Annotated in this window: 13 protein-coding genes; 9 read left to right on the top strand and 4 right to left on the bottom strand. The window is 35.2% G+C overall.

The window, feature by feature from the left end:
• Positions 1-84: 84 nt before the first annotated feature.
• The 3 genes from H033_RS0115010 (at position 85) to lpdA (ending at position 4,503) form a co-directional block, all read left to right on the top strand.
• On the top strand, positions 85-1,317 hold the full coding sequence (locus tag H033_RS0115010) for a C45 family autoproteolytic acyltransferase/hydolase (protein WP_026839044.1): 1,233 nt from the start codon (positions 85-87) through the stop codon (positions 1,315-1,317).
• 99 nt (positions 1,318-1,416) lie between these two features.
• Positions 1,417-2,775: an NAD-dependent succinate-semialdehyde dehydrogenase gene (locus tag H033_RS0115005; protein ID WP_026839043.1), complete on the top strand. Its 1,359-nt coding sequence runs from the start codon at positions 1,417-1,419 to the stop codon at positions 2,773-2,775.
• Positions 2,776-3,096: 321 nt separating this feature from the next.
• Positions 3,097-4,503 (top strand): dihydrolipoyl dehydrogenase, encoded by a 1,407-nt coding sequence (gene lpdA / locus H033_RS0115000; RefSeq protein WP_026839042.1) that lies wholly within the window; start codon positions 3,097-3,099, stop codon positions 4,501-4,503.
• Positions 4,504-4,562: 59 nt separating this feature from the next.
• On the opposite strand, the gene H033_RS0114995 is transcribed toward lpdA, so the two are convergent.
• Positions 4,563-5,276: a LytR/AlgR family response regulator transcription factor gene (locus H033_RS0114995; RefSeq protein ID WP_026839041.1), complete on the bottom strand. Its 714-nt coding sequence runs from the start codon at positions 5,274-5,276 to the stop codon at positions 4,563-4,565.
• Positions 5,276-6,352: a sensor histidine kinase gene (locus H033_RS0114990; RefSeq protein ID WP_026839040.1), complete on the bottom strand. Its 1,077-nt coding sequence runs from the start codon at positions 6,350-6,352 to the stop codon at positions 5,276-5,278. The genes H033_RS0114995 and H033_RS0114990 overlap by 1 nt, the downstream gene beginning before the upstream one ends.
• A 214-nt stretch (positions 6,353-6,566) precedes the next feature.
• Here H033_RS0114990 and H033_RS0114985 point away from each other — a divergent pair, with 214 nt between their 5' ends.
• Positions 6,567-7,004 (top strand): MotA/TolQ/ExbB proton channel family protein, encoded by a 438-nt coding sequence (locus tag H033_RS0114985; protein ID WP_026839039.1) that lies wholly within the window; start codon positions 6,567-6,569, stop codon positions 7,002-7,004.
• Positions 7,005-7,209: 205 nt separating this feature from the next.
• Here H033_RS0114985 and H033_RS0114975 read toward each other — a convergent pair whose 3' ends face one another.
• Positions 7,210-8,097 (bottom strand): aldose 1-epimerase family protein, encoded by an 888-nt coding sequence (locus H033_RS0114975; RefSeq protein ID WP_026839038.1) that lies wholly within the window; start codon positions 8,095-8,097, stop codon positions 7,210-7,212.
• Positions 8,098-8,125: 28 nt separating this feature from the next.
• Entirely contained in the window at positions 8,126-9,475 is a 1,350-nt protein-coding gene (locus tag H033_RS0114970) for a DEAD/DEAH box helicase (RefSeq protein ID WP_026839037.1), read from the bottom strand.
• A 165-nt stretch (positions 9,476-9,640) separates the two neighbouring features.
• Between H033_RS0114970 and H033_RS0114965 the strand changes: the two genes are divergently transcribed.
• The 5 genes from H033_RS0114965 to H033_RS0114945 all read left to right on the top strand — a co-directional run bounded on the left by H033_RS0114965 (position 9,641) and on the right by H033_RS0114945 (position 16,978).
• Complete coding sequence (locus H033_RS0114965) at positions 9,641-10,177, top strand: NADPH-dependent FMN reductase (RefSeq protein ID WP_026839036.1); 537 nt, start codon at positions 9,641-9,643, stop codon at positions 10,175-10,177.
• Positions 10,178-11,476 carry an aminodeoxychorismate synthase component I gene (gene pabB, locus H033_RS0114960; RefSeq protein WP_026839035.1) on the top strand — a complete coding sequence of 433 codons (1,299 nt, stop codon included), beginning with the start codon at positions 10,178-10,180 and terminating at the stop codon, positions 11,474-11,476.
• Positions 11,477-11,557: 81 nt separating this feature from the next.
• Positions 11,558-12,871: a tRNA lysidine(34) synthetase TilS gene (gene tilS, locus H033_RS0114955; protein WP_026839034.1), complete on the top strand. Its 1,314-nt coding sequence runs from the start codon at positions 11,558-11,560 to the stop codon at positions 12,869-12,871.
• On the top strand, positions 12,868-14,868 hold the full coding sequence (locus H033_RS0114950) for a protein-disulfide reductase DsbD family protein (protein ID WP_026839033.1): 2,001 nt from the start codon (positions 12,868-12,870) through the stop codon (positions 14,866-14,868). The genes tilS and H033_RS0114950 overlap by 4 nt, the downstream gene beginning before the upstream one ends.
• Positions 14,869-15,124: 256 nt before the next feature.
• On the top strand, positions 15,125-16,978 hold the full coding sequence (locus H033_RS0114945; protein WP_026839032.1) for a CocE/NonD family hydrolase: 1,854 nt from the start codon (positions 15,125-15,127) through the stop codon (positions 16,976-16,978).
• Positions 16,979-16,990 lie beyond the last annotated feature (12 nt).

Raw genomic sequence — 16,990 nt, 5'->3', positions numbered from 1 at the left:
TTAACAGCAAGGCCGGAAAATTCAGTTTACTTTTCCGGCTTTCTTATATAATATAATTACTCATTAGTAATAATTCAAAAAAATATGCAACTTCACTTTAATGCAATTTCAGAACCTGCAAAGCCGGGTAAAAAGTGGCAAAAATTATTCAACACCTATTGGCCTGCATATCAAGCCTGGTATAATTCCAAAGGAGCATCTTACACTCCAGATCTAGAAACATCCCAAGCTGCGCTCAAAAAATACATGCCAAAAATGTGGCCGACGTATCAGAAGCTTTGCAAATTGGCTAAGGCAGATGATGTTGCCGCACGATTTCTAACAGGTTTTCAACCACCCGCATATATAAGTGGCTGTTCACAAGCTGTTCTTACAGGAAAGGAGATACAATTGGTGCGTAATTATGATTATCATCCAGATCTTATGGAAGGAACCCAATTATTGAGTGCCTGGAACGGAAAAAAAGTTATTGCTACCAGCGATTGTTTGATCGGGGTTGTAGACGGAATGAATGAGGATGGACTCGCAATTTCCCTCACTTTTGGGGGTAGAAAAGAAGTAGGAGTTGGTTTTGGAATTCCTTTTATTCTGAGATACGTACTTGAATTCTGCAGCAATGTAGAAGAGGCTGTTGAAGCTTTAGTGAGAATTCCATCCCATATGTCTTACAATGTCACTGTGGTTGATAAAACCGGTGCTTTTAAAACGGTACGTCTTGCACCAGATAAAAAACCTGTTATAACAGATGCAGCTTTTACTACCAATCACCAGGGAATTGTAGACTGGCCTGAGAATGCCGCTTTCAATAAAACCTTAGAGCGCTCTGCATTTTTGGAAAAGATGTTGGCTAAAAAAGGAATAAAAGCTTCGGCAATTGCAGATTCTTTTCTTCAGAAGCCACTTTATAATACAAAGTTTAAGGAAGGTTTTGGAACATTATTTACTGCGGTTTACCAACCTGCAAAAGGAGTGGTGGAAATGCGCTGGCCTGGGATTAAAGTTACTCAGACTTTTGAGGGATTTCAGGAGCAATATAAATTGATCAATTACAACAAACCTTCAGTTGCCCCTGCAAAAATCTTGAAGAAGGAAAGAATTCAGGCTGAAAAGGATTTTGCCAGACCAGTTGCTTCTAAAAAACAAAGTTCAGCTGAGTTTGACTGGCAGGAAAATGTTGTTGAAACACTTGTTAATGCTATGGCTCAATCAAAACCTTCCAAAGATAAAGAACAATTGAATAAGCTACGCGGAAAATTATTCCAACATGGTCAGGTTTCTTGGGAAGCGCTAGGAGATTTTTGGTCTGAAGCTGGATAGGGATTTGGGGCTCAACGGAACAATTAATTAAGTATTTGAGGGCGGTAATTCTTGGAATTTAAACCTTCATTTCCTTTTTCATTACTAATTAAAAACACAATGGAATTTAACAGCGTTAATCCTTACAATGGAGAACAGGTAGGACGATATACGGCCCATACCTCCCTCGAACTGGATAATATTTTAGATAAATCTGCAGAAGCATTCAAAACTTGGAGCCGTGAGCCTCTCTCGGTTCGTACAGGATTAATTAAAAAAGCTGCTGAGGTTTTAAGGGAAAATGTTGAGGGATATGCGCAAATGATCACTTCGGAAATGGGGAAACCTATTTCTGAATCCAGAGCTGAGGTTAATAAATGTGCGTGGGTTTGTGATTATTATGCTGAAAATGCGGAAACTTTTCTTGCACCGGAGGTGATAGAAACTGATGCGGAACAAAGCTTTGTAAGGCACGATCCTATCGGGACAGTATTTGCAGTGATGCCATGGAATTTTCCATTTTGGCAGGTTTTCCGGTTTGCAGCACCAACTTTAACCGCTGGAAATACCGGATTGCTAAAGCATGCGCCAAATGTCTTTGGCTGTGCGGAAATGATAGAAGATGTTTTTACTAAAGCTGGATATCCTGAAGGTGTTTTTCAGAATTTAATAGTGCATCATGATCAAACAGAAAAAATAATTGCCCATGATTCGGTTAAGGCTGTAACGTTAACAGGAAGTGAAATGGCGGGATCTGCTGTTGCTCAAATAGCAGGGAAATATATTAAGAAAAGTCTTTTGGAACTGGGAGGTAATAATTCCTTTATCGTCCTTGAAGATGCCGATATTGATAAGGCGGTGAAAACAGCAGTTTCAGCAAGGATGCTTAATTGCGGTCAAAGTTGTATTGCTGCAAAAAGATTTATCCTGTTGGAATCTGTTCATGATGAATTTGTAGAAAAATTTATTAAAGCTGTAAAAGATCTTAAAAACGGAGATACAAAAGATGATGAAACCCAGGTGGGGCCATTGGCAAGAAAAGATCTTGCAGATCAACTCAACCGGCAGGTGCAAGAATCAATAGCCCAGGGAGCGATTTTGCTTTTGGGCGGGAAACAGGATAAATGTTTTCATGAACCTACCATTTTGGGAAATGTAAAACCAGGAATGTCTGCTTTTGATGAAGAAACTTTTGGCCCATTAGCCGCTATCATTAAAGCAAAAAATGTTGAGGAAGCTTTTTCCTTATCTGGACAATCAAAATATGGACTTGGAGTTAGCGTCTTTACAAGAGACACAGCCAAAGCAGTAGAATTTGCCTCAAGAGTTTCTGATGGGGCTTTCTTTGTAAATGAGCTGGTAAAATCTGACCCAAGATTGCCTTTTGGAGGAAATAAACGATCCGGTTATGGAAGGGAATTGGCTAAGGACGGAATGATGGAATTTATAAATAAAAAGGTTGTTTATGTGAAGGGTTAGAAGTGAAGAGTGAGGGGGTGAGGAGTGAAGATATCAGTATTGAGAAATGAGAAGTTTTTAAAAGAATTTTTAATTTACAATTTAAATTTTTATTTTCTGCTAACTGCTAACTGCTAACTGCTAACTGCTAACTGCTAACTGCTAACTGCTAACTGCTAACTGCTAACTGCTAACTGCTAACTGCTAACTGCTAACTGCTAACTGCTAACTGCTAACTGCTAACTGCTAACTGCTAACTTCTCCCTCTTCACTCCATATTGGTCATTGCTATTTTAAGTCGTACTTTTGTGTCGATTTAAAAAAACCATTAAAAACTTATTTATGAGTACATATGATGTAGTAATAATTGGATCTGGGCCCGGTGGATACGTGGCCGCCATACGTTGCGCACAACTAGGAATGAAAACTGCGATTATTGAAAAATATTCCACTTTAGGAGGAACTTGTTTAAATGTAGGGTGTATTCCTAGCAAGGCTTTATTAGATTCTTCACACCATTATGAAGATGCTGTGAAACATTTTGAAGAGCATGGGATTGATATTCCAGGTGAGATAAAAGTGAATTTAGAGCAGATGATGAAGAGAAAATCTTCTGTAGTTTCTCAGACTTGTGATGGAGTGAAATTTTTAATGGATAAGAATAAGGTAGATGTTTTTGAAGGAGTGGGGTCTTTTAAAGATGCTACTCATATTATTGTAGATAAAACTGAAGGCGGACAAGAAACTTTAGAAGCCAAGCATACCATTATTGCGACAGGATCTAAACCAGCTAATTTGCCATTTATCAATTTAGATAAGGAACGTATTATTACATCTACTGAAGCATTAAAACTAAAGGAGATTCCAAAACAAATGATAGTTATTGGGGGTGGAGTTATAGGTTTAGAACTTGGTCAAGTATATAGCAGATTAGGATCTGAAGTTACTTTTGTAGAATATATGGATAGAATTATCCCAAATATGGATTCTGCTTTGTCTAAAGAGCTTACCAAAGTATTTAAGAAGCAAGGGATGAAATTCAATGTGAGCCACAAAGTAAAATCTGTAGAGCGCAAGGGAGATGAGATCATTGTGAAAGCAGATGATAAGAAAGGAAATGAAGTTGAATTTAAGGGAGATTACTGTTTAGTTTCTGTGGGACGTAGGCCATTTACAGATGGATTGAATGCGGAAGCTGCGGGAGTTGAAATGGGAGATCGCGGAATGATTGCCGTGAACGATCATTTACAAACCAATGTGAAGAATATTTACGCTATTGGAGATGTAGTGCGTGGTGCAATGTTAGCCCACAAAGCGGAAGAAGAAGGAACTATGGTTGCTGAATTGATCGCTGGTCAAAAACCACATATAGATTATAACCTTATTCCTGGTGTTGTTTACACATGGCCTGAAGTTTCTGCAGTTGGTAAAACTGAAGAAGAATTAAAAGAAGCTGGTGTAGATTATAAAGAAGGGAAATTCCCTATGAGAGCTTTAGGTAGATCTCGTGCAAGTGGAGATACAGATGGATTTGTGAAGATATTAACCGATGCTAAGACCGATGAGGTTCTAGGAGTACATATGATAGGCGCCAGAGTTGCCGATCTTATTACTGAAGCGGTAACAGCGATGGAGTTTAGAGCTTCTGCTGAAGATATAGCAAGAATGAGTCATGCACATCCAACATATGCAGAAGCAGTGAAGGAAGCAGCACTAGCAGCGACAGGAGACAGAGCTTTGCATGTTTAAAGACTAAGCTTTACTTATTATATAAAAACCCTAATGATCTTTGGATTATTAGGGTTTTTTCATTGGAAATTATTAAGATAATTCAGTACCTGTTCTTTGTAACTTCTACTTATAGGGAATGATTTTTCTTTAATTAAAATCTCTTCGTTATTATAAGATATAATTCTATCAATATTGATAATGAAAGAGCGATGGATCCTAAGAAATTGTTTAGAAGGCAGTTTGTTGGCTATATTTGTGATGGTCTCTCTAATCACCAAAACCTCATCATTTTGGAGATGGATCTTTAAATAATCGCTTAAACTTTCAATAAAGATGATATCTTCATAAATAAGTTTTACCATTCTTCTATCTACTCTGATAAAAATAAATGTAGGTTCCTCAACTTCAATTTTAGAGGTTGATAATTTTCTATGAGTTTCATAAAAATTATTCAAAGCGTCTAACAAGCGTTCAAACGAAATAGGTTTTAATAAATAATCTACAGCATGAAGATTAAATCCATCTATTGCAAATTCTCTATAGGCCGTTGTAAAAATGATCTTAATAGATTTGTTTATAGATTTAGCAAAGGAAATTCCTGAGATCCCAGGCATGTTGATATCTAAAAAAATAAGATCTATCTGTTGTTCGTTAATAAGATTGAATGCTTCTGTAGCATTACTACAAGTTCCCACAATAGTTACCTTTTCAATTTTCGAAAGATGATTCTTAAGGATATCTATTGCCATAGGCTCATCATCTACTAATAAACAACTAATGTTCTCGATCATTATGCTTTGTTTAAATGAATATTCAATTTCACTTTGAATTGAGATTGTAAGTTTTCTATTTCTAAGAAGTAATGGTTCTTAAATAAAAGATTTAACCGCTGCTTTACATTTTCAAGCCCAATTCCATTTTCATTTGCTCCAAAATTTTGTTCTGAGTTTGTATGTCCCTTAGAATTGATAATTTCAAAATATAATTGCCCATCTTTTTGCGTTAAAAGAATATCGATCTTTATAGTACCATTGGTATCTTTTCCATGTTTGAAGCTATTTTCCAAAAAAGGGAGAAATAACATTGGAGGAATCTGTGTATACTCTGAGATATTTTTAGTTTTAAAGTTCACTTCTAATTTATCCTGAAATCTATTTTTTTCCAATTCGATATAATCCCTAAGATGTTTAATTTCTTCAGAAAGAAAAACCAAGGGTTTTTGTGTTTGGTATAAAATATAATCGAGCAAATTGGAAAGCTGCAAAATCATCTTTGGGGTTTTTTCATTCTTGTTCAAGCTAAAAGCATACAAGGTATTTAAAGTGTTGAATAAAAAATGAGGATGAATTTGCATTTTTAAATATTTCAATTGCTGTTCTTTTAGCTGAAGTTTTCCCTGTAAAACAGAATTCTTTAATTCTTCATTTGTAGAAATGGTCTTATAATAATTTTTAAGCAACGTGAAAGAACATGCAAGTAAAACCACAATATAAACAGCAATTATTATAAAAAACAAACTTTTAGTGATAGGAAATCTGTAGGCAACATCCATCTGGGATAAAAACACCAATCCGTAAAAAGTGGAAAATATAATATAGACACTAGAAATTATAATCGCACATATGGAATAAAAAACGAAATGAGCATAATTTCGAAGCAGTAAAAATTTTGGAATGATGTAATAGACAAAACTATAAGTAGTTGTAATTGTAACAGGCAACAGATATAACGAGAATTCAAATACGTTCTTTAAAGTTGCTCCTTCTACTCCGAAAAAGAAAGTGAAAAATAGTAGGACAGCCATCCATAATATCCCGTGGAGGAAGATCTTTTTAGTGAGATATTTTAATAATCGCAAGAGTTTCATATAAGCTTTAAATATGCCTCTTTAAATTTAAAATCTCAAACATTTGCGATGAATAACCTATAAACTCAGGATTATAACTTTTATTTAATTTTTGAGAGTGAACTTTATTATAAATAGGTAGAAACCAGCTTTAAATGCGCAGCCTATCGCAAATATTTTATTAACCTCTATTAACGATATAATTTGGCTGAAGTAATCTTAAAACAAAATTATTATGCTAAGTCTTTTACTATTATTTTTCTTTCAGCAATCAGGTTTTTTCTCTACTTTCTTTAAAAGAATGGAAGAAGGGGGAATGCTACCTATGACACTTATTTTAATTAGTTTTTTTATAATGATATTTCTAATTTTTAAAGCTTCCGTTAAATTGAGATCAAACTTCCTAGTTTTTAATAAGGCGATTTCTTTAGTTAATCAAATAGCGCTTGTTGCTTTGGTAATTGGCTTATTTACTCAGTTGATAGGGCTTATTCAGGTTTTTGATAGTTTTGAAAGTCTTGAAAATGTGCAGCCAGCACTTTTTGCAAGCGGAATTAAAGTTGCCTTGTTAGCTCCACTTTTCGGCGGGTTGGTTTTCTTGATTGGGAGGATCTCTACTTTTGTGCTAACATGGATTCACAATGATAGCGAACAATTAGTAGGTACAGAATAATTTTCAGGTAAAAATTAATTCAAATCATTTGGCTTTAAAATGATATTCTTTCTTACTTTTAATCTATTATTCATAATAAAAAAATATCATGGCTAAAGAAAAATCCCCTTCAAAAAATTCAGCAAAGAAAGAACCTGTGTTGAGTTTAAAAGAAAAGCGTGCTGCTAAAGCTGCAAAGAAGAAAACCAGAAATTAAAACATATCCTTAGGCTATCTCTATAATATAGCTTGCACAAAAACTTTGAGTAGGCATTAATTTATTAATGCCTACTTTATTTTTTAGATCCTGATCGGTATCTTCAAAATCTGCAATTCCCAGCCAAGGTTCTATACAAACATACGGGGCATTGGGTTTAGCCCAAATCCCTAGATTCTCAAAATCTGAATATTCCACCGATAATATCTTTCCTGAATGTTTGCTTAAAAGACTGACTTTTTTCGAAGGAATAGCTTCAAAAATCAGCGCATCATTGTTGAATAGATCTTTTCTTAATTGAATCCTATTTTCATCTTTTAGTACAGATTCAGTTTTATTGGAGATCAATCCTCCATTAGTCAATATATGTGTTTCAAGGTTTAAGTTTTGGTCGAATTCCAGAGAATAATCTTCATAAGATTCTCCTAGAAAAAGTGGAGCATTGAAGGCAGGATGCCCGCCAATGGAAAAATAAATTTCTTTAGTATCCAGATTAAAAACTTCGTGTTTTACCTTTAACGCCTTGCCCTTCAGCATAAAACTGACTTCTAATTCAAATTTAAAAGGATAACTTTTTAAAGTGTCTTCAGAAAACTTCAGGCTAAAAGTGAGCTGATCGTTTCCTTTTTGTTTTAAAACAACTGTGTCATTATTTCGAAAAAAGCCATGTTTAGGTAAGTGATATTTTATTCCTTCAAAAAAATAAGTATCTTCTTTTAGCGCTCCAATTATAGGGAAGAGAATAGGAGCATGGCTAGCCCAAAATGCGGGATTGCCTTGCCATATATATTCTGTTCCGGTAAGTTTATTTACTATGCTGCAAAGTTCAGCACCTGTAGATTTTATGCCTATACTCAAAAATTCATTCTCCAATCTGTGTATTTCTACATTTTTCATCTTGAGAAATAATTAAAGTTGAAATATTTTATTTTTTGTGGCGTCTATTAGCACCTTTATCTCCTCTGGTTTGAGGTTTCTTATACTTTTTAGCGATCTCACGTCTATAAGAGCCTCCAAGATTTTCCTTGCTGTTCTTTTCACTCTTATCGTGATAGGCAGGGCCTGGGGCATTATCGTCACCTCTTTTATTTGGATTGTTGATCTCGAAGATCTTAGGTTGTTCCTCTGGAATAAGAATAGTTGAGATTTCAACATTTTCCGGTAGCTCAAATTGAGGCACCTTCATATTCATAAGATTCTCGATCTTCTCTAAGTTATCTTGCTCTTTTTCTGTAGTCAATAAGAACGAGATCCCTTCTTTTTCTGCACGACCGGTTCTCCCAATTCGGTGCATATAATTCTCAGGATATTCTGGAGTATCAAAATTTATTACATGAGATACATTTTCTATATCCAGTCCACGTGCCATTACATCTGTAGCGACAAGAACTCTACTAAAGCCTTCTCCAAATTGTTTGATACTTCGCAGTCTATAATTTTGAGATTTATTGGAATGGATTACGGTACATTCCTCTGGAAACTCTTCATCCAAACTTTGAAATAACCTATCAGCTAAACGCTTATAAGCAACAAAAATAAGCACTTTTGTATAGGTTTCTTTATCCTTTAATAGATCCTTCAGGAAATTAACTTTCGTATGGAAATTAACTATTTTATATCCTCTTTGCTCAATATTATCTAATGGTGTTCCACTAATGGCAACCGATATTTTTACAGGTTGCGTAAAGCTAATGTCAATAATTTCTTCAACCGCTTCAGTCATCGTTGCAGAGAACATAATGTTCTGTCTGTTCTGCGGAAGCAATTCAATAATATTATTTATTTGAAATCTAAAACCAAGATCTAGCATTACATCTACTTCATCTATCACTAATTTCTGAATAGACTTCATTTGTACTGCTCGACGTAAAATAAGATCGTATAATCTACCAGGAGTAGCAACAATAATATCTAAACCTTGTAAAAGATCTGAATGTTGAGTGTTGATGTTGGTTCCCCCATAAATACCCGTAACACGTGTGTTCATGTAGGCGGTTAACTTTTCTATCTCTTCTCTAACCTGCACCACTAATTCTCTGGTAGGCACTAAAATTAAAACTCTCGGATTCTTTTGTTCAGAATATCTTAGCATTCTAAGAATAGGCAACATATATGCAAATGTTTTACCAGTTCCCGTTTGTGCGATCCCTACTACATCTTTTCCGGACATTATAGACGAAAATGCTTGTTCTTGGATAGGTGTAGGCGTATCGAATTTTAAATCTTCTAACGCATTTAATAATGGGGTATTTAAATTAAGATCCTGAAAAGTCAACTTGAATTTGTTTTAATTAGCTGCAAAGATAAGTTTTGCAGCTAAGGAATAAGAGAAAAAAGCTATGGAAAAACCTTTAACACATAATAAACAGATTTTTAACGCAATTCATTTTTAAACTTTCCCAATAATTTAGGTATTTTTGAGAATCTTGAAATACTTATTATGAAAAAGATCTTGGCCTTTGCGGGTTCTAATAGTAGCACTTCTATCAATCATAAATTTATCACTCATATTGCCAATAGAATTAATGGGCACGATATAAAGGTCATTAAATTAATGGAGTACGATATTCCTATATATAGCGTGGATAAAGAAAGTACCAGTGGCTTTCCTTTAGATATTCAAGTGATTAAGAATCTGATCTCTGAGCATGATGCCCTAATGATCTCTGTAAATGAACATAATGGAGCTGTTTCTGCATTTTTTAAGAATATTCTGGATTGGCTTTCCCGCTTGGATAAAAACTTTTTAGTAGATAAAAAAATTCTATTAGTAAGTACATCTCCCGGAGCTCGTGGTGCAGCTTCCTCATTGGAATATACTAAAGGGATCCTGTCAAGATTCGGAGGTCAAGTAATTGAGAGCTTTAGTTTTCCTTCTTTCAACGATAATTTTGACAACGATACTGTTCAAAATGAGGTCTTGAATATGGGAATTGAAGATGTCTTGACTACCTTTGCGCATGAAATTGAAGACTAAGTGCGTACTACAACCGAATTTATATTAGAAGATCCATCATCATTCAAACAGAAGCTTTTTCAATGGAGTTCCCAATTCCATGAGATCGCCTGGTTAGATAGTAATAATTATCCGCAGACAGCCTCTAATTTTGAAGCCCTACTTGCAGTGGAAGCTTTTACAGCTTTAAAGACAGATCATCATGGTGCTTTCGAACAATTAAAAGAATATCAAGAGATCACCAAAGATTGGATCTTTGGATACCTCTCTTATGATCTTAAAAATGATCTGGAGAATTTAAGCTCGAAAAACTTCGATGGTTTGGAATTTCCCGATCTCTATTTTTTTCAGCCCCAAAAATTAATTTTGGTGGGGAAGGATAAAGTTGAATTCCGATACCTTAAAATGGTTGATGATGAGATGGTTTCAGATTATGAAGAAATACTTCAGTTAGAACTGGATTTAAAAGGTATCACTTCTGAAGAAGAAGCTTCGCCTATCCAACCAAGAATTTCAAAAGAAGAATATATCAAAAAAGTTTCAGAAATGCTGGAACATATTCATCATGGCGATATTTATGAAGCTAATTTTTGTCAGGAATACTTTGCTGAGAATCGAGCTATAGATCCTGCAAAGGTCTTTCAGAATCTAAATGAAATTTCTTCCCCGCCATTTGCTTCATTTTTAAAACTTGAAGATTACTATTTGCTTTCGGCATCTCCCGAACGCTATATTAAAAAAGAGGGGAACAAAGTGATCTCCCAACCAATTAAAGGAACTGCCCGAAGAGCTGAAAATGAAGAGGAGGATAATAAGATAATTGAAATGTTGTCTAAAGATCCAAAGGAACTTTCAGAAAATGTGATGATTGTAGATCTGGTGCGCAATGATATTTCCAGAGTAGCAAAAAAAGGAAGTGTACAAGTGGATGAACTTTGTCAAGTGTATTCCTTTAAACAGGTGCATCAGCTAATTTCCACTATTTCAGCAGAATTGGAATTGGGTTGCACTCCTGTAGAAGTTCTTCAGGCTACTTTTCCTATGGGAAGCATGACAGGAGCTCCAAAAATTTCAGCAATGAAAATTATAGAGGACCTAGAAGAAAGTAAACGCGGGCTATATAGTGGAGCAGTGGGCTATTTTACTCCAGATGGCGATTTTGACTTTAATGTGGTAATTAGAAGTATCCTTTATAATGCAAGATCAAAATATGTGTCTTTTTCTGTAGGCGGTGCAATTACTTCTAAATCTATCCCAGAGCAGGAATACGAGGAATGTCAGTTAAAGGCGAAGGCAATGCTGCAAGCTCTTGGGGCTTAAAAACCTGCTTGGCTAGTATCTTCTCAAAAGTTCTCTTTTTGCCAAGTCTTAAAACAGGCTTATTTCTTATCTTTGATTTCTATGGAAAAAGCTTTTAAAAATCTCCTGAAATCTGAATTCCCGTTTTTATGTCAAAGCAAACTTTTGCTGGCAGTAAGTGGGGGAGTAGACAGTGTGGTTTTGGCTCATCTTTGCAAACTAGCAAAATTGAACTTTTCCATTGCCCATTGCAATTTCAATCTTCGTGATGCTGAAAGTGATGCCGATGAAGAATTTATTCTGGATCTGGCTGAAAGATTAGACGTAGAGGTTTTTATTGAGAATTTTGATACAACGGCTTATGCTGAAGATGCAAAGATCTCCATTCAGATGGCAGCCAGAGAACTAAGATATAATTGGTTTGAAGAGCTAAGCACCTCTTTAAAATTCGACTATATTTTAACTGCTCACCATGCTAATGATAATCTGGAAACCTTTATTATTAATCTTGTTCGGGGAAGTGGCTTAGAAGGTTTCACGGGGATAAAAGCAGTTAACAACAGCGTTATCCGTCCAATTTTACCTTTTTCACGAAAGGAAATAGAAGCTTATGCTGAAGAGCATAAAATAAAATGGAGGGAAGATAGTAGCAATGCATCTAATAAATATCTTAGGAACAAGATAAGGCATGATATTGTTCCAGTGATGGAAGAATTAAATCCACAGTTATTAGATGGTTTTGCTAATACGCAATCGCATCTTAATGATAGTTTAAATCTTGTTGAAGATTATATAGGCCTGATCTATCCTGAAATAGTTTCGAAGACGATGTATGGCTATAATCTTAGGATAGATTTTTTACAGAAACTTCCCAATACCAAAGCAGTAATGTATCAATTGCTAAAGACCTTCGGATTTACTGAATGGGATGATGTCTATCAGTTATTAGATGCGCAATCCGGGAAGCTTGTTTATTCAGAGACCCATAGATTGATAAAGGATAGAGATGTTTTAATCCTTACTGAAAAGGAATCTGATCAGAAAGAAATGGAATATCTAATAAAAGAAGGGGAAGATATTGTAATGCTACCCATTGGAAGATTCTCACTTTCTGAAGTTGAAGAAATTTCTAAAACTGCTCGAAATTGTGTTTACTTAAATAAAGAAAAACTCACTTTCCCGTTGGTCTTAAGAAAATGGAACACCGGCGATATTTTCTATCCTTTTGGAATGAAAGGAAAGAAAAAGATAAGCGACTTTTTTAACGACAATAAATTATCTTTGCCAGAGAAGGAAAGCACTTGGTTGCTTTGCTCTGGGAATGATATTGTTTGGATCGTTAACAGGAGAGCAGACAACAGGTTTGCCATTACCGATCCCTCACAAAAAATATTAAAAATTACCTACACTGTATGAAATATTTCTGGTCACTGCTTCTAATTTTAACCCTTTCCCTTTCTTCTTTTTCCCAAGTATTTACCTCTACAGATGAAAAGTCTCAACTTGAAGAGCCTATTTCTTGGGATTCTCATTTGGAAAAAGAAAATGATAGTATTTATAAAATCAGTTTTACCGCTAAATTAGAAAAGGGCTGGCATTTGTATGCGCAGGATATTGAAGAAGGAGGGCCAATTCCAACAAATTTCACATTCACTAATTCTGGGAAAGCCTTTGAGTTGGTTGGAGAAACTTCAGAGCCAAATGTACCAACCATTTTTGATGCGGTATTTGGCATGGAGATCAAGTATTTTGAAGATGAGGCAACATTCTTTCAAACTATTAAAGTACTGGACAAAGATGCAGTGATAGAAGTGGAGGTTGAATTTATGGTGTGTAACGATAGCAAATGTTTACCTCCAGATGTAGTGCCATTTCAATTCTCTGTGGCAGATAATTCTGTAAATAAAGGCTATGCTAACGAGGAGATCACCCCTTTAGATATTAAAAAAACTAAGGACCTTACGTTAGATCTACAAGGTTGGGATGCGTATAAACCTGAAGTAGAAGATAAGGATGGATTTTTAACCATTTTTCTTTTAGGATTCTTAGGAGGTTTGATCGCTTTACTTACACCTTGCGTATTTCCAATGATCCCTTTAACAGTTTCGTTTTTTACAAAAGGAGCTAAAACCAGAAAGCAAGGATTAATGAATGCCATTTTGTATGGTCTATTTATCTTTTTAATCTATTTATTATTGAGCTTACCCTTCCATTTATTGGATAGCCTTGCGCCAGAGATCTTAAATAATATATCTACCAATGTCACACTGAATATTGTATTCTTTGTGATCTTTATAATATTCGCATTTTCATTTTTTGGGTATTACGAAATAACATTACCAACTAGTTGGAGTAGTAAGATGGACGATAAAGCTTCCAGTATAGGCGGAGTTGTCGGGATCTTTTTTATGGCTTTAACGCTTGCTTTGGTGTCCTTCTCTTGTACAGGGCCAATCCTTGGTTCCTTGTTGGGAGGATCTTTAAGTAGTGATGGTGGAGCAACTCAATTATCCTTTGGAATGGGTGGTTTCGGTCTTGCGTTGGCATTACCTTTTGCATTGTTTGCTTTGTTCCCAAATTGGCTAAATTCTTTACCTAAAAGTGGAGGTTGGTTAAATACGGTAAAAGTAGTTTTAGGGTTTCTGGAATTAGGTTTAGCCTTCAAATTCTTATCTAATGCAGATCTTGTTGAACACTGGGGTATCTTAAAAAGAGAGATCTTTATTGGGATCTGGATCTTAGTAGCAATAGGATTAATGCTTTATTTATTTGGTATAATAAGATTCCCGCATGACGGGCCTAAGAAGAAGTTAACTAAAACAAGATTTGGTTTTGGAGCACTAACTTTCATATTTGTGCTATATCTATTCCCGGGCTTAAGCAACTCATCCTTTGCAAACCTTAAGTTACTAAGCGGTTTTCCACCACCGTTGTTCTATAGTATCTACGAAAAGGATACTCAGGGTCCATTAGGTCTAAAAGCTTATAAGAGTTGGGAGAAAGGCTTAGAAATTGCAAAACAGGAGAATAAACCTATAATGATAGATTTTACAGGATGGGCTTGTGTAAACTGTAGAAAAATGGAAGAACAGGTATGGAGCGATCCTGCGGTTTATGAAGTTTTAAAGAATAACTATGTGCTAATTTCTTTGTATGTAGATGATAGGGAAGATCTGCCGAAACAGGGGCAATTCAGTTATGTTAGAGCTAACGGGAGTATAAAAAAAATAAAGACAATCGGCGATAAGTGGGCAACATTCCAAACCGTTAACTTTCAGAATAATTCGCAGCCGTTCTATGTGCTTTTGGATACAGATCTAAATCTATTAAATTCTCCTATTGGCTACACTCCCGATGAAAAGGAATATTTAGCTTGGTTGAATCAAGGTATCCGAAAGGTTGAAATAGAGTAATATTTTGATTTTTTCTGGTTAGAATTATTCCCCAATTGAGGGTTCATTTTCTCTTACTGGGAGCTATCGGGATGCTTCGAATTTGCAAAAGTAATTTTCCATTCAATGCTCGTAGGCTTGTCCCGAGGGTTTTATTCTCTATATTTAGGTTTTAAAATCTGAAACTATGAAATGAGCAATTGCTTTTTTTGGTTTATAACCAAAATATTATTGGCGAATCGCTTATTTCTTATTAATAACAAAATAATATAACCAGATGAAATTAACCCTTTCCCCGCTTATTTTTATAATAAGCCTTTTTCTATCCCTTTCCGTTTATTCTCAAACTGAAGAAGATTACAAAGTAGCCGATCATTACACAAAACAAGAAGTAGAGATCAAGATGCGTGATGGTATTAAGCTGCATACCACTATTTATTCCCCAAAGGACACATCTAAAAAGTATCCAATTATAATGCAACGTACTCCATATAGCTCTCAGCCTTATGGAGCAGATCAATTCAGATCTAAAATTGGTCCTAATGAATTTCTTATGAAAGAAGGTAACATCATTGTATATCAAGATGTGCGCGGAAGATGGATGAGCGAAGGAGTTTATGATAATATGCGTGCTTATATTCCGAAGAAAAAAGGAAAACAAGTAGATGAAGCCAGCGACACTTATGAAACTATAGATTGGCTTGTTAAAAACGTGAAAAACAATACAGGGAAAGTTGGAACCTGGGGAATTTCATATCCTGGATATTATGCTTTGTACTCACTTTTAGATGCACACCCTGCATTAAAAGCGGTTTCACCACAAGCCGGAATTGGAGATTTTTTCTTTGATGATTTTCATCATAACGGGGCTTATTTATTAAGTTACTGGAGAGCTACGGCTCTATTTGGATATGAAAAGACTAAGCCATCAGATACTGCCTGGTACAAATTTCCAGAGTTGAAATCTAAAGATCAATATCAGTTCTTTTTAGAAAATGGTCCGCTTACCAATTTAGATAAATACTATAAAGAAGATAATGTTTTCTGGACTCAATTAAAGGATCACTCTAGTTATGATGAGTTCTGGAAATCCAGAGGATTAATTCAGCATTTAAAAGACATTAAACCAGCGGTAATGATCGTGGGTGGATTATTTGATGCTGAAGATCTATATGGTCCTTTTGAATCTTATAAAAATATTGAAGCGAAAAGTGATAATTATAATACGATGGTGTTTGGACCTTGGAGCCATGGAGATTGGGCAAGAACTTCTAAAAGACAGGCTATCGGGAATGTATATTTTGGTGATGATATTTCTGAAAATTTCCAGAAGAATATTGAAACTAAATTCTTTAATCACTTTCTTAAAGGATCTGGCACCAAAGATTCTGGTTTACCCGAAGCTTATGTGTATGATACTGGAAACATGCAATGGGATAGTTTTGAAGTATGGCCTCCAAAACAAACGACTACCAAAAAGTTGTATTTAGGTGCAGATGAAACGCTAACAGAAACCGCTTCAGAAACTGAAGTATCTTTTGTGAGCGATCTTAAAAAGCCAGTTCCATATTCTGAAGATATTAAAATGGTGTTCACGCCAAGAAAATATATGACAGATGATCAGCGTTTTGCTGCTAGAAGACCAGATGTTTTGGTATTTGAAACTCCAATTCTAGAAGAAGATATGAGTTTAGTTGGAGCAATTCAGGCCCATTTAAATGTTGCCACAACAGGAACAGATGCAGACTGGGTAGTAAAAGTGATTGACGTATATCCCGAAGATGCTGAAGATACAGAAGAAACTCAGGCCTATCTTAAAATGAGTAACTATCATATGATGGTGCGTAGTGAAGTTATGAGAGGAAGATTCAGAAATAGTTTTGAAAATCCGGAGCCTTTTGAAGCAGATAAAAAGACGGAAGTTTCTTTTATGTTACAAGATGTGAATCACACTTTCAAAAAGGGACATAAGCTTCAAATCCAAATTCAAAGCACATGGTTTCCTTTAATAGATCTAAACCCTCAAACTTTTGTTCCAAATATTTTTAAAGCAAAAGCTGAAGATTTTAAAAAGCAAACACATACTGTTTTCGGAGATTCTTATGTTGAATTTATGGTATTGAAAGAATAGAAATCAAGGATT

This window comes from Gillisia sp. JM1 (genome assembly GCF_000424645.1).
Taxonomy (GTDB): domain Bacteria; phylum Bacteroidota; class Bacteroidia; order Flavobacteriales; family Flavobacteriaceae; genus Gillisia.
This window is presented reverse-complemented; position numbering and strand designations above follow the sequence as displayed.

Excerpts from the sequence above, each read along its gene's own strand:
- tilS (WP_026839034.1), top strand. The coding sequence starts at position 11,558 with ATGGAAAAAGCTTTTAAAAATCTCCTGAAATCTGAATTCCCGTTTTTA.
- H033_RS0114975 (WP_026839038.1), bottom strand. The coding sequence starts at position 8,097 with ATGAAAAATGTAGAAATACACAGATTGGAGAATGAATTTTTGAGTATA.
- H033_RS0114950 (WP_026839033.1), top strand. The coding sequence starts at position 12,868 with ATGAAATATTTCTGGTCACTGCTTCTAATTTTAACCCTTTCCCTTTCT.
- H033_RS0114990 (WP_026839040.1), bottom strand. The coding sequence starts at position 6,352 with ATGAAACTCTTGCGATTATTAAAATATCTCACTAAAAAGATCTTCCTC.
- lpdA (WP_026839042.1), top strand. The coding sequence starts at position 3,097 with ATGAGTACATATGATGTAGTAATAATTGGATCTGGGCCCGGTGGATAC.
- H033_RS0114995 (WP_026839041.1), bottom strand. The coding sequence starts at position 5,276 with ATGATCGAGAACATTAGTTGTTTATTAGTAGATGATGAGCCTATGGCA.
- H033_RS0114945 (WP_026839032.1), top strand. The coding sequence starts at position 15,125 with ATGAAATTAACCCTTTCCCCGCTTATTTTTATAATAAGCCTTTTTCTA.
- H033_RS0115010 (WP_026839044.1), top strand. The coding sequence starts at position 85 with ATGCAACTTCACTTTAATGCAATTTCAGAACCTGCAAAGCCGGGTAAA.
- H033_RS0114965 (WP_026839036.1), top strand. The coding sequence starts at position 9,641 with ATGAAAAAGATCTTGGCCTTTGCGGGTTCTAATAGTAGCACTTCTATC.
- H033_RS0115005 (WP_026839043.1), top strand. The coding sequence starts at position 1,417 with ATGGAATTTAACAGCGTTAATCCTTACAATGGAGAACAGGTAGGACGA.
- H033_RS0114985 (WP_026839039.1), top strand. The coding sequence starts at position 6,567 with ATGCTAAGTCTTTTACTATTATTTTTCTTTCAGCAATCAGGTTTTTTC.